Source organism: Allobosea sp. TBD101 (assembly GCF_059817965.1).
Map to the genome: position 1 here is coordinate 5,263,924 of NZ_CM187543.1, position 12,536 is coordinate 5,276,459.

The 12,536-nt window shown below is 64.4% G+C and carries 10 protein-coding genes, 6 pseudogenes and 1 other annotated feature; of the genes and pseudogenes, 4 read left to right on the top strand and 12 right to left on the bottom strand.

Annotated elements, in window-relative coordinates; translation table 11 throughout:
- Positions 1-20: 20 nt before the first annotated feature.
- Genes AC6RIC_RS25515 through AC6RIC_RS25530 form a run of 4 tightly spaced genes read right to left on the bottom strand, consistent with a single transcriptional unit; the run spans position 21 to position 3,057 of the window.
- The gene (locus AC6RIC_RS25515) at positions 21-791 is read right to left on the bottom strand and encodes an amino acid ABC transporter ATP-binding protein (protein WP_499734462.1); all 771 of its coding nucleotides are present in this window, start codon (positions 789-791) and stop codon (positions 21-23) included.
- Positions 788-1,513, bottom strand: a complete 726-nt coding sequence (locus AC6RIC_RS25520; RefSeq protein ID WP_499734463.1) for an amino acid ABC transporter permease — start codon at positions 1,511-1,513, stop codon at positions 788-790. Before AC6RIC_RS25520 ends, AC6RIC_RS25515 begins: the two co-directional genes overlap by 4 nt.
- A 1-nt stretch (position 1,514) precedes the next feature.
- Positions 1,515-2,174 (bottom strand): amino acid ABC transporter permease, encoded by a 660-nt coding sequence (locus AC6RIC_RS25525; protein WP_499734464.1) that lies wholly within the window; start codon positions 2,172-2,174, stop codon positions 1,515-1,517.
- A 34-nt stretch (positions 2,175-2,208) separates the two neighbouring features.
- Complete coding sequence (locus tag AC6RIC_RS25530) at positions 2,209-3,057, bottom strand: transporter substrate-binding domain-containing protein (protein WP_499734465.1); 849 nt, start codon at positions 3,055-3,057, stop codon at positions 2,209-2,211.
- A 257-nt stretch (positions 3,058-3,314) separates the two neighbouring features.
- Here AC6RIC_RS25530 and AC6RIC_RS25535 point away from each other — a divergent pair, with 257 nt between their 5' ends.
- The gene (locus tag AC6RIC_RS25535) at positions 3,315-4,295 is read left to right on the top strand and encodes a LysR family transcriptional regulator (protein WP_499734466.1); all 981 of its coding nucleotides are present in this window, start codon (positions 3,315-3,317) and stop codon (positions 4,293-4,295) included.
- A gap of 26 nt (positions 4,296-4,321) precedes the next feature.
- Here AC6RIC_RS25535 and AC6RIC_RS25540 read toward each other — a convergent pair.
- Positions 4,322-5,197 (bottom strand): annotated as a pseudogene (locus AC6RIC_RS25540) (N-carbamoyl-D-amino-acid hydrolase); the annotation flags it as partial.
- 35 nt (positions 5,198-5,232) lie between these two features.
- A pseudogene (locus tag AC6RIC_RS25545) lies at positions 5,233-5,568 on the bottom strand (integrase core domain-containing protein); the annotation flags it as partial.
- A gap of 143 nt (positions 5,569-5,711) precedes the next feature.
- Between AC6RIC_RS25545 and AC6RIC_RS25550 the strand changes: the two are divergent.
- Positions 5,712-6,975: pseudogene (locus tag AC6RIC_RS25550) on the top strand (IS110 family RNA-guided transposase); the annotation flags it as partial.
- A gap of 246 nt (positions 6,976-7,221) precedes the next feature.
- On the opposite strand, the pseudogene AC6RIC_RS25555 reads toward AC6RIC_RS25550, so the two are convergent.
- A pseudogene (locus AC6RIC_RS25555) lies at positions 7,222-7,401 on the bottom strand (IS3 family transposase); the annotation flags it as partial.
- A gap of 51 nt (positions 7,402-7,452) precedes the next feature.
- On the opposite strand from AC6RIC_RS25555, the pseudogene AC6RIC_RS25560 reads away from it, so the two are divergent.
- Together AC6RIC_RS25560 and AC6RIC_RS25565 are read left to right on the top strand one after the other, a co-directional pair.
- Positions 7,453-8,050 (top strand): annotated as a pseudogene (locus AC6RIC_RS25560) (IS3 family transposase); the annotation flags it as partial.
- Positions 7,737-7,853 (top strand) — a sequence feature (AL1L pseudoknot). Its footprint overlaps the pseudogene before it by 117 nt.
- Positions 8,051-8,145: 95 nt before the next feature.
- Positions 8,146-8,671 (top strand): annotated as a pseudogene (locus AC6RIC_RS25565) (YcnI family copper-binding membrane protein).
- Between the two features lie 260 nt (positions 8,672-8,931).
- Here the strand turns inward: AC6RIC_RS25565 and AC6RIC_RS25570 are convergent.
- The 5 genes from AC6RIC_RS25570 to AC6RIC_RS25590 are packed head-to-tail and all read right to left on the bottom strand — an operon-like array spanning position 8,932 to position 12,477.
- Positions 8,932-10,356 (bottom strand): AICE element replication initiation protein, encoded by a 1,425-nt coding sequence (locus AC6RIC_RS25570; protein WP_499734467.1) that lies wholly within the window; start codon positions 10,354-10,356, stop codon positions 8,932-8,934.
- Positions 10,353-10,640: a hypothetical protein gene (locus AC6RIC_RS25575; protein WP_499734468.1), complete on the bottom strand. Its 288-nt coding sequence runs from the start codon at positions 10,638-10,640 to the stop codon at positions 10,353-10,355. The genes AC6RIC_RS25570 and AC6RIC_RS25575 overlap by 4 nt, the downstream gene beginning before the upstream one ends.
- A gap of 35 nt (positions 10,641-10,675) precedes the next feature.
- Positions 10,676-11,185 (bottom strand): hypothetical protein, encoded by a 510-nt coding sequence (locus tag AC6RIC_RS25580; RefSeq protein ID WP_499734469.1) that lies wholly within the window; start codon positions 11,183-11,185, stop codon positions 10,676-10,678.
- Positions 11,186-11,189: 4 nt separating this feature from the next.
- On the bottom strand, positions 11,190-11,945 hold the full coding sequence (locus tag AC6RIC_RS25585) for a hypothetical protein (RefSeq protein ID WP_499734470.1): 756 nt from the start codon (positions 11,943-11,945) through the stop codon (positions 11,190-11,192).
- A gap of 10 nt (positions 11,946-11,955) precedes the next feature.
- Complete coding sequence (locus AC6RIC_RS25590) at positions 11,956-12,477, bottom strand: hypothetical protein (protein WP_499734471.1); 522 nt, start codon at positions 12,475-12,477, stop codon at positions 11,956-11,958.
- Positions 12,478-12,536 lie beyond the last annotated feature (59 nt).

The following is a 12,536-nucleotide window of genomic DNA, read 5'->3' on the forward strand; positions in this document are numbered from 1 at the left end:
TTTCTTCTGCGGGAAGCTGGTCAGGCGAAATGCGCGAGGAACTCACGCAGGCGCGGCGATTGCGGGTTGTCGATGAGTTCGTCGGGCCGGCCCATCTCGGCGATCCTGCCGGCGTCGAAGAAGACGAGGCGGTCGGCGGCGCGACGGGCGAAGCCGAGCTCATGGGTGACGACGAGCATGGTCATGCCGTCCTCGGCCAGTTCCTTCATCAGCCTCAGCACGTCGCCGACGACTTCGGGGTCGAGCGCCGAGGTCGGTTCGTCGAACAGCATCAGCTCCGGCTTCATCGCCAGCGCGCGGGCGATCGCGACGCGCTGTTTCTCGCCGCCGGAGAGGTCGGCCGGCATGCGGCCGACCTTGGCGTCGAGGCCGAAGCGGGCAAGCAGGGCCTGCGCCTCGCGCTCCGCAGCCGGCCGCGACCTACCGCGCAGGCGGATCGGTGCGCGCGCCACGTTCTCCAGCGCCGTCAGATGCGGCCAGAGATGGAACTGCTGGAAGACGAGCCCGATGCGCGGGCGCATCGCGTCGAGTTCGCCGGCCGATTGCAGCCGCAAGGCGCCTGACGCAGCCGGCACGCGACCGATATGGTCGCCGTCTAGCTGGATCGTGCCGTCGTCCGGACGCTCCAGATAGTTGATGCAGCGCAGGAAGGTGCTCTTGCCGCAGCCGCTGGGGCCGATGATGCAGACGATCTCGCCCGCGGCGACGTCGAGATCGACGCCGTCCACGGCGTTGGTTGCGCCGAAACGCTTGCGCAGTCCGCGTACGGTCAGCAGAGGGGCGGCGGTCATCGGCGCGGCTCCGCTTCCAGCGAGAGATAGCGGGCGGCCAGATGATGGCGGGCCGATACCGTCTTCGCGTTGCTGCCGCTCAGACGCCGCTCGCCATTCCAGAACAGGGCAGCCAGGATCGCAGTCAGCACCCAGTAGATCAGCGCGGTGGCGATGAAGACCTCGAAGGGCGCATAGGTCTTCCCCTGCACGATCAGGCCCTGATAGGTCAGCTCCGAAACGGACAATGTCGCCAGAACGGCGCTCTCCTTGACGAGCGAGATCGAGGTGTTGGTCGCGGCCGGCATGAAGAAGCGCAGCATCTGCGGGAATATGATGTCCCATAGCGCCCGCAGATAGGACATGCCGATGGCCCTGGCCGACTCCATCTGGCCGCGATGGACGGAGAGGATCGCGCCGCGGACGATTTCCGCGAAATAGGCGCTGCCGAAGAGCGCGAGCGCGACCACCCCTGTCGTGATCGGCTGGAGCCGAACGTCCAGGGCCGGCAGGCCGTAGAAGAACAGCGAGAGCAGCACGATGAAGGGGATGTTGCGGAAGAACTCGATATAGATCGCGGCCGGCCAGCGCAGCGACCGGCGCGGCGACAGCTTCATCAGCGCCACGGGGAAGGACAGCACGAGCCCGCCGGCGATCGCGATCGACGAGATCGCGACCGTCGCCAGCGCGCCCTTGCCGAACAGGTCGAGATTCTCGGTGATGACGGTATAGTCGAGCGCCATCTCAGCCGCGCCTCACGGCAAGCCGGGCCTCGACCAGACCGCCGAAGCGGCTGACCAGCAGATTGAGCACGAGGATGATCGCGGCGGTCGCGATCATGGTCTCGAAGGGCCGGAAGGTCGTCGCCGAAATCTGCTGGGCGGTGCGGAAGAGTTCGACCACGGTGATGACGGAGAGCAGAGCCGTGCCCTTCAGCACGATCGTCGTCTCGTTCACCAGCGGCGGCAGGATGCGCAGATAGAGCTGCGGGATCACCACTTTTCGCCAGATCGTGCGGGGCTTCAGCCCGAGCGCGATCGCGGCCTCGATCGGCCCCGGATCCATGTTCGACAGGCCACCCCGCATGATCTCGCTGATGAAGATCGCGCTGTTGAAGGCGATCGCCATCACACCCGCGACGAGGGGATCGAGTTGGAGCCCCAGCGCCGGCAGGCCGTAATAGAACAGGAATATCTGGATCAGCACCGGCGTGCCGCGAATGAAGCTGATCACCACCGCAATGACGCGGTTGAGCCAGACGATCTTCAACGAGCGCAGGATTGTCAGGACCGTGCCGCCGATTAGCGCCAGCACCATCGCCGCGGCGGCGATGGCGAGGTTGCTGCCGGCCGCCCGCATCAGTGCGGGCAGCGCTTCAGCCATCGCCTGGAAGCTGAAATCCATGGCCTTATTCGGTCCCTGCGCGCGTTCTTGCGCCTCAGATGGCGCCGTCGGGCAGGTAGCCGGCCTGCGGGACATCCAGCTTCGTTCCGAGCCACTTCTCCTGCAGGCTCGCCATCTTGCCGTTGCCGTGCAGTTCCTTGAATACGCCGTTGACGAAGTCACGGAGAACGACATCCTCCGGCCGCGTTGCCCAGGCGAGGTAGTTCTGCCGGTCCGTCGCCGGGCCGACCACCTCGAAGATGCCGGGTCGGTCGCGCATCAGCAGCAGCATCAGCGGCAGGTTGGCGATCGCCGCATCGACGACCCCGCTGCCGACCGCCAGGAATGTGTCGGAGAAAGCCGGAAACAGCTTCAGTTCGCCGAAGCCCTGGCCGCCCTCGGCCTTGAGCTTTTCGTCCAGCGCCTTGGCGGTGGGCTCGACCGAGGAGGCGAGCTGCGTCGCGACGATCTTGCCGTTGAGATCGGCAAGCGACTTGATCTTGTCGTTGCCCTTGCGCTTGAGCACGTGGGCCCGGCTGGTGCCGACCGGCATAGTGAACGCGTAGCGCTTGGCGCGCTCCTCCGTTAGGCCAACCGAGGTCGCGACGAGGTCGAACTTGTTGGCAACGAGGCCGGGAAGGATGCCCTGGAACGGCAGGTCGAGCTGCCGGAGCTTGACGCCGAGCTTGGTCACGACCTCCTCCAGCAGGTCGCGGCCGAGGCCGACGATCTTGCCGTCGCGGACGAATTCGAAAGGCGGGTATTGGGCCTCGGTCGCGACCACGAGCTCGCCATTGCGTTTGATGCGCTCCAGCGTCGCTCCGGCAAACGCCGTGCGACTGGACAATGTGAAGAGGCCGGCGCTGAGCAGGCCGCAATTCAAGGTGCGACGCGTCAATGTCATGATGGATCCCCGTTATCGTTGTCCGGCCGGCGCGGGTCGCGCCCCTGTCCAGAGAGCCTCAGGCTTACCGCCATGCCGGATGAGCGAACAGTTCTTTCCTGTGCCGGTGGAAGCGCCAGCGAGCTGCTGCGAGAAGGGGTGTCGAGAGAAATAGTTATATTCCACAGATCCTTGCTCAGGTTCTACACGCTTCGGCATTTGCATCATGTGAGAGATGCTCATATAGAAAGTGAGTATATTTCACTTTATGGTGCCCGATGGAACAGCCCTTCCTGGCCTTCCACCTTCGTGAGCTCGCCATTTTCGCGGCGATCTGTGAGCGCGGCAGCCTGTCGTCGGCCGCGCGCGCTTTCGGGATGACTCCGTCGGGAGTGTCGCATGCCTTGGCCGAGCTCGAGCGGCATTTCTGCGCAAGCCTGCTCGACCGGTCGTGTCGCCCGGTGACACCGACGGTGCTGGGGGACATCGTCCGGCGGCACGCCGAGATCCTGATCCGCCAGGCCAAGGTGATGGATGCCGAGGCGAGGCTGGGCATCGCCGCGCCGATTCCGAATCTGCGAATCGGCCTGATCGATTCTCTTGCGATTCATTTCCTGCCCCACTTCATCAAGGGGGCGACGGGGCAGATCCGCTCTTTCTCGATCGCGACGGACTTCAACGCGGGCTTGCGCGCTCGCTTGCATGACCGCACGCTGGACCTGCTGATCGCCGCCTCCCGTTTCGACGATGCGACCGGGTTGGAGCGGCACGACGTGATAGACGAGCCGATCGTCCTTCTTCTGCCGAAAGGGTGCCCGGACCTGTCCGACCCCGCCGATTTCAAGGCTTACGCGCTGGAAACGCCGTTTATCCGCAACAGCCTGAGCAGCGATCTCGGACAGCAGATCGAGCGCCAGCTGAGGCGGATGCGCATCGAGCCGGACTACGCCTTCGCCTTCGACAGCGTCGACTCGGTTGCCGCCATGGTGGCGGGAGGTCTGGGCTGGTCCATGCTGCCGACGACGTCGATCGCACGCAGTCTCAGCCATCTCTCCGCCATCGACCTTCGCCGTTTCCCCGGGCCGTCGTTTCGCAGGCCCGTTACGGTCGTCGCACGCAGCGGGGAACTCGGTCCGCTGCCGGGCCAGATCGCCGAGCTCGCCCGCACGATTTTCGGGGATGTCTACCTGCGCATGTTTCGCGAACTCATGCCGTGGGTTATGCCAGACATCCGCTTCCATGAGGCGGGCGGCCGCTGACCGCAATCGGACGGCATTCCTTCCCGTCAGGCGGTTTCTCCCAGGGGATCGCCAGCCCCGGTGCGGGTCGTGATGAGCCCGTAATGCTCGACACGGCGATGCTCAGCAAAATTGAAGATCGTCTCCTTGCCGAAACGGGTCGCGTCGAGATCGCAGGAATGGACGAGCAGTCCATCGTCCTCGTGGTCGAGCTCACCGAAGATCTTGCCGTCGGGCCCGGCGATCAGCGTGCCTCCAAACAGGGCATGGCCGTCCTCAACGCCCGCCTTGGCGACGGCGACGACCCAGGTCGAGTTCTGGTAGGCTCCGGCCTGAACCGACAGGCGATGATGGAAGAGGCGATCGACCAGGGTTTCCGTCTTGGAGTGGCCGTTCGCAGTGGGGGTATTATAGCCCAGCACGATCATCTCGACGCCTTGGAGCCCCATGACGCGATAGGTCTCGGGCCAGCGCCGGTCGTTGCAGATTGCCATGCCAACCAGACCACTCTCGAAAGTCCAGACGGGGAAGCCAAGGTCGCCGGGCTCGAAATACCGCTTTTCGAGGTGCTGATGCGCTCTCGTCGGGTCGAGCTCGGCGTGGCCGGGCAAATGCACCTTGCGATATTTGCCGATGATACGCCCGGCCTTGTCAACGAGGATCGAGCTGTTGAAATGTCGCCCTTCCGGCGTCAGCTCGGCATAACCGAAGCTCATGGCGATCCGCAGTTCGCGCGCCCTGTCGAAGAGCGGCTGTGTCTGAGGCCCCGGCATGGCAGCCTCGAACCAGCGGTCTGCCTGCGTGCGATCCTCGTAATGCCAGCGAGGAAAGAACGTCGTCAGGGCGAGCTCGGGATAGACGATGAAGTCCGCGCCCCGCAACTTCGCTTGTTCCATCAAAGCGATCATCCGGCGGACGACGGATGTGGCCTGCCCCCATCAGGTGGCCCGGTTCTGATCTAATGCATGGAGGGCTTGGCGGCCACGGTTGAGATGGCCGGCGAAGCTGGTTGGGTTTGCGCAGCCGGCCATAGCACGGCGGGCGGTGCTGGCGGCTTGTAGCCGAGCGAGGAGTGCGGACGCCGGGTATTGTAGTGCTGACGCCAGCCCTCGATGACGATCCGGGCCTCGGCGAGGCTGTAGAACAGCTCGCCGTTCAGAAGCTCGTCACGAAGCTTGGAGTTGAAGCTCTCGCAGTAGCCGTTTTCCCAAGGACTGCCAGGCTCGATGAACGCCGTTTTCGCGCCGACTGCCACGATCCACTCCCGCACCGCCTTGGCGATGAACTCGGGACCGTAGCACATTGGGAAGGGGCTCAACCGTTGGCTGACGGCGCGCGAAGCCTTGCGTAGCGCAGCGCGCCGCCACGGCGGTCATGGCCGACCAGCAGGTCTCTAAAGTGAGGTTGTCGAGACAACACTTTGGAGCGAGGCCAACCATGACCAAGCGCTTTTCTACTCCCACCGGCGTCGTGCTGGTAGCGATCGACATGTCCAAGCACCGTCAGGAGGTCCTGATCGAACGACCTGAAGGCGGTCGACGCCGGCGGATGACCGTGTTGGCGACCAGGCCGGATTACGACCGCCTGGCTGCTGAGCTTTCCGCGATCGGACGACCGATCCTCGTCGGCTTCGAGGCGACCGGCAACTACCATCGCACGCTCGCTTACCGGCTTCTGACGGCAGGCTTCGAGCTGCGGCTGATCTCCTCGGTCGCGCTGGCCCGAACCCGGGAGGCGCTGCACAACGGTTGGGACAAGAACGATCCCAAGGACGCACAGGTCATCCTGCACATGCTGCGGATCGGCGCGACGCAGGCCTATGTCGACCCGTTGGCCGCCGGCATCAACGATCTCCAGGAGCTGTCGAAGACGCACGAGACGATCTCGAAGGCCAAGACGCAGACCTGGCACCGCATCCTGACGCATTATCTGCCGCTGTACTTTCCGGAGATCGGCCGCTTCGCCGGCAATAGCCGCTCGGATTGGTTCCTGGCGCTGATCGAGCGCTTCCCCACCCCCGGCAGCATCACCGCACTGGAGCGGGAAGCGTTTTCGGCCGAGGCCTGGCCTCTGGTCGGCCGCAAAGTCTCCAAGGCGCGGCTGATCAACGACATCTACGAGACGGCTTGCTCATCGATCGCGTTGCCCGTGCCGGAGGAGAGCGCGGCGATCACGATGTTCCGGATGATCATTGCCCAGGCGCGGGGCCTGATCCGGGAGCGCAACCGGATCGAGGAGATCGCGCAGGTCACGTTGGCCGATCATCACGATTACCAGTTGCTGCGGCGTATCCCGGGAATCGGGCCGATCAACGCTCTGACAATCATGGCTGAAGCCGGAGATCTGCGCCGGTTCGGCCATCACCGCCAGTTCCTGAAGTTCTGCGGCCTCGACCTCGCCACCTGCCAATCCGGCACCTTCCGCGGTCGGACCAAGCTGTCGAAGTACGGCAATGCCCGGCTGCGCCGAACGTTCTGGATGGCGGCGCAGGTCGCCGCGCGCCAATGCGACAACAGCTTCCGCGACAAGCTCGGCCGCTATGTTGCCGGTCACGCGGACGATGCCGATCGCCGTCGCAAGGCGATGACCGCGCTCACCGCCAAGATGGCGCGGGTAGCGCATGCCGTCGTCAAGACGGGAACAGAATACCGGCCGTTCCTGGAACGGTCGGATGCCAGGTGGAAGGACCCCTCTCTGCAAGTGCCGTGAGGGCGCCAGAGGCGACCCTGTAGATAATGTTCGGGCCTTCCACCTGGGTGCGTATCTCGTCTTGAGGACGGTGAGGACCACGGCCGCATCAATGCCGCTGGATCCTGTGTTTGCTATGGCTGGGAGCGATCCCGTTGACGGTGGAAACCATCTGGATCAGCTTAATGCCGACGTCGGCGCATTGCCGACGCGATGAGGCCTGTTGGCCAAAGCCCAAAGCTGCTTCCCGACATAGGACGTTGTCCGACCGGACGTGGCCGGGCGCGCCGCGCAGAATGAAGAGATCGGACAGGACATCGATGACGTCGGTGGACTTGAGTTTCCTGTCGATCCGGATCGACAGGCATTCCCGGGTGAACTCGTCGATCACATTCAACATGCGGAACTTCCGACCGTTATGGGTGCGATCCTCGACAAAGTGAACCGCCCCGGGTTTGTCGGAGGCCCCAACTCCTGAGAGGATGGGGCTATGACGAGCAAGACGACGAACAAGTTCTCGCCTGAGGTGCGTGCGCGCGCGGTGCGGATGGTGCTGGACCATGAAGCCGAGCATCCGTCGCGCTGGGCGGCGATCACGTCGATCGCCGGCAAGATCGGCTGCACGGCGCAGACGCTGAGCGAGTGGGTGAAGAAGGCCGAGATCGATAGCGGCCGCAAGCCCGGGCTGACAACGGACATGGCGGCCAAGCTCAAGGCTCTCGAATGCGAGAACCGGGAGCTGCGGCAGGCCAATGAGATCCTGCGCAAGGCATCGGCATATTTTGCTTGAGGTGAGCTCGACCGCCGACACCGGTCATGATCGTCTTCATCGACGATCACCGCGGGGCTTATGGGGTCGAGCCGATCTGCAAGGTGCTGCCGATCGCCCCGTCAACCTACCATGAGCATGTCGCCAGGCGGATCGATCCGGGGAAGCGGTCGGCTCGGGCGAAGCGGGACCTGGAACTGAAGCCGCAGATCAGCGCGTGTTCGGCGAGAACTTCGAGGTCTATGGCGCGCGCAAGGTCTGGCGGCAGATGTTGCGCGAGGGGTTCGACGTCGCCCGCTGCACGGTCGAACGTCTGATGGCTGAGGCGATAAGCCGCTCCGCCGTTGCCTCTCCGAACACAGCAGGCCTCCGGTTTGCCGCATCATGGCCGTCAGCACGGCCCCAACACCGAGGATGAAACCGATGAAGTCCATGACCGCTCTCGCCTGCCTGCTCGTCGCCGGGCCGGCCTTTGCTCATGTCACGCTAGAGACCCGCTCGGCACCGGTCGGCGCAGGTTACAAGGCCGTGTTGCGCGTTCCGCACGGCTGCAAGGGCGCGCCGACCACCAAGGTCCGCGTGCAGATCCCGGATGGCGTCATCCGTCAAGCCGATGCCAAAGCCCGGCTGGACGCTTGAAACGGTCAAGGGCAAGTTTGACAAGGCCTACGACTATCACGGCTCCCAGTTGACGGAGGGCGTCAAGGAGGTCGTGTGGAGCGGCGGGCGTCTGCCCGACGAGCATTACGACGAGTTCGTTTTCACCGGCTATCTCGCCAAGGACCTCAGGGCCGACAGCACCCTTACCCTGTATGTCCCGACCGTCCAGGAATGCGAGGGCGAGGGCACCGAGCGCTGGATCGAGATTCCCGAAGCCGGCAAGTCGGCGGGCGACTACAAGTTCCCGGCTCCCGCGCTGAAGCTGACGCCTGCCCAGTAAGTCCAGAAGCGGCGGAGCTTCGATGCTGCCGGTATGGTGCTCGTTCTGCCAGGCTCTCCCTGTGCCCATTGCCTTGCCGCATCCGCGATCGATCCGGACGGCTGCGCCATTGAGGCGGTGTTCAACGCTGCGGCCGGGTAGGTGCGAAGTATTGCCATCTGCGGTCTAATTGGTCGGATTAATTGTCGTCCGCCCTGTCCCGCCGTCCGCCCACAGTTAATGGCGGACGGCGGGACAGGGCGGACGAGTCTGAACGCTTCTTAGCGTGGAACCTTCGGCGTCAGGATGATGGTGCGGTCCCGGTTCTTGCCGGCGCGGGTGAACTCGACCTCGATCCAGTTCGTTCTCAGGACAGGCGCGATGCGGCGCAGATGACCTGCGAGGGCGGCGGGCTCGAGCTTTTTAGGCGGGTCGAGCCTGGGCTCGAGCTGGCGCGCGAGCTCGGTCGCGCTGCCGCGCCAACCTGGGTGATCGGCTACGTGGGCCTGCACCGCTGCGACCAGGGGATCGCTATCGGCGACGATGGAAGAGGCCATTGCGCGATTGGCATCATAGGCCGCCATGAAGCACCCTGGTGCTCCAAAGCATCCTTCGATGGCGATACCGATCCGGGCAAAGGTTGCCATGCGCGGCAGCCGTTCGATCTTCAGCAAAGGCATCATGGCGAGCGCGAACGACATCAGGTCGAGCAGCATCTTAAAAACCTCGGGCCGGCATTCCTCGAAACGGGCCGCGAGTTCAGCCGGATCGATGCGATTTTCCTCGGGGATCGAAGGAAGGTTCAGGACGATAGCGCGGTCGGCGAGGTCAGACTGCGTGACCACGTCTTCGATGCCATTCAAGATAATTGGTTTCATGGCACGAAAATAGACCTCGCCGTCGTCTGTGAAGACCTGCCGGAGCGCGATTCCGCCGCCCGTGGAGATCTTGCAGAAGGCATCGCTCAGCCATTTGGAAACCTTCGAAAGATTGTCGAATGCCAAAACATGCGTGTTCGCGCATGCGATGTAGAGGTCACGTTCCGTACGCGGCAAGGCGCGCAGCGGAAGCGTGCTGGGGTCGACCAGATCGTGGAGGATACCGGCGAGCAATGTCTTGCCCGAACCGTGTTCGCCTCCAATCGCGAGGAGCGGATATGGGCCAGTCGGCATCAACGCTGCGACACACCAGGTCACTATGAGCTGGAACGTGGCTTCATCGGGGATGTTCAGTAGTGTCCGCAACCTATCGAGATCGTCCTGACGTGCCGGCCGGGGCAGAGGCAGACTCAGATTGCTACGGACGAAAAGAGCTGGCGAACGAGCGACCAGATGCCAGCCCTCTGCGCTAACCTTGACGGCGCAGCCGCTCTCGTCGGCAAGGTCGATATAAACCGCACCTTCGTGCCAGGCCGACCTCAGCCAGACCGGCGTCTCGTCGGCCAGGCTGGCGAGGTCGGCGAGCGCCGTGATCGCAGCCTTGACCGCACCCGCGGAAGGGGTCCGACGATGCAGATCACGGAACCGAAGACGCAGCCACGTCGCGCAGCCAGGCCCGAGCACCTGCAACGTGCGCCGCCCCTTAGGGGTGTTCACCGTGGCGTAGGCCTTGGACCGATGCTGGGACAGCACGGCCTCCTTCTCGCCGATTGCGACGAGGAGATCGGTATCGGTCGGCTTCGGCTTGGATTCCTCTTCCTCGTTCACGGCGCGCCCTCCGGTCTAGCGGGACGTGGCGCGGCGCCATCGAGATCGAGCGTGACGGTCAGCGCAGGGGCGGACTGCCCAACACGGATCACGACTTCGGAGGTGCACCCCTGTGAGAGGTTGATCGTCAGGCGCAACGGCCTGCCCTCCCCGGCCGCGGCGATGGCGGAGGGCTCACGGCGATCCACCGCAGCCGCCGGCGGGCTCGCCTCGCGCCTCCCGTACTCAGCCATCATGTAGGCCTTGGCGGCCCGCGCGGTCGCCGGATACAGATCTTCGAACATGTTGGAATTGCCTTTCGACGATGAGGAATGGAGGTTCAGGGGCTCATGCGGAAACCGCGAATGGTTCCGCTCTTGGGGTCGGGGCCGGGAAAGCAGTCGGCGCCAACGACGTACCAGCCGGGGATGCTGCAGGCGTCGAGCTCCCGGAGGAGCCCGCTATCGGAGAGGCGGCGGGCTCGCTCGCCCTCCGGCGACAGCGTCCACCGCAGGGTCTGCGTGATATCTTGATGAGATCGGTCGGCGACACTCGCCCTGCCGAACGCGAAGGCGCCTCCAACGAGGGCTGCTATCGACAGGATGAAGCCGATCGACATGCCGGGATGACGGCGCAGCAGGGCGGAAGGCGAGCGCGACGCTTCCACGGCCGCCAACGTGCGGCCGAGGAAGGTCATGAGAGAGGCGTAAACGATCAGCAGACGCACGAGGATGTCGCCCTCGCCCAGCCCCATCGCCACGCACGCATTCGCGACAAAGGCCGCTTCGTCATCCGTCAGAGGCCGCCCGAGAATCTCCCGCGCGACCATATCGAGCGCCTGCCGGTCCATGGGATCAGCCCAGGAACCGCGCATAGGCGCGCCGCGACTTCTCGCGCCAGGCCTCGAGCGAGGCCTTCTCGCCGCCCGAACCGTTGAGCTCGATCCAGTGCAGCGAGTGCTCGCCATCCTTGAAAGCCCGCGCCAGGGCGGCCGGCATGAGGGGGACGTCGATGACCCGTTCCGCCGCCAGATAGCGCTTCCCGAGCTGGGACGCGTTGAACGCAACGAACTGTTCGGGACGCCCGAACCAGCGCGGGCGCATGAGATAGATCTCGGCCTCGGGCATCGCCTGCTCGACCTCGGGAACATGGCTGTAGGAGTTTACATGCAAGTCCATGGGCGACATCACGATCACCCTGCGGCCCGCGTTGCGCGCGGCGATCAGGATGACCGGCGCGTTGTCGTTGAAGATCTCGGCCTGACCGCCCGGGCAGGACACGATGATCGGCGAACCGGCCTGCGTGCTCGCGATCACGTCCGCAAGGGCGGTGAACCCGTCCTCTTCCGACAGCTTGATCGGGTGGCAGTCCTGCTCCTGGTGATGAGCCAGGATCAAATCCTGAACGATGAAGTCGGCATCGGCCAGGGTCGGCACCTTGCCGGCCTTGATGCAGTGATAGTTGAACTTGAGCGCCTCGGTGCTCTTCGCCACGCCGCCCTTTCCGCTGTAGAAGAGGAAGACGGGCTGGGCTTCCTGGGGCGTTCGGCTCATCGCCGTGCTGCCGAGGGCGGCACTCCTGGTCGTGGTCGGGCGGGAAGTATCGGACATGGGCTTGGCCTCATTCTGGCTGTGACTTGAGGGCGTAGCGACCGCGGGTAGCGGTGCTCGATGCCGACGAAGAGCCGTCGGCATTCCGGTGGTGCGGCGCGGGGGCGCCCACGCTGATCTGGGAATTCGTCTCGGGGAGCCTGAAACCCGCCTCGTCGGTCAACGGGCTGGAGTCTCCGCTGCGCTCCTTGCGAGAATCCTGAATCGAATGGGAGGTCTTGGCAGGCGGCGCGGAGGGCGTCTCGGCCTGCGGGTGGACCGTCGACCGAGGTTCGATCGTCATCCGGCCCTGGCTGATGTCGGTCATGTACTGCTTGACCGTGGTGGGGGCGACGCCAAGGCCGCTCCAGTCCTCGAGCTTCACGGCGATCGCTTCCCAGGAGGTTTGGACCTGACGCATCGCCACGATGTGGCTGTGAAAGATCCGCACCACGTCCGCACGGCTACCGATCGTGGTCGGACGGCCGGCGAGAATGACCTTCAGGTCTTCGTCGGCCTTGCGTTTACGCTTTGAGAGATCGTCGTCGGTCATCTGTTGTCTCCTGTCATGACCATGTCGGGATTGCGGATCGCTGTGAAGTATTGATTGAA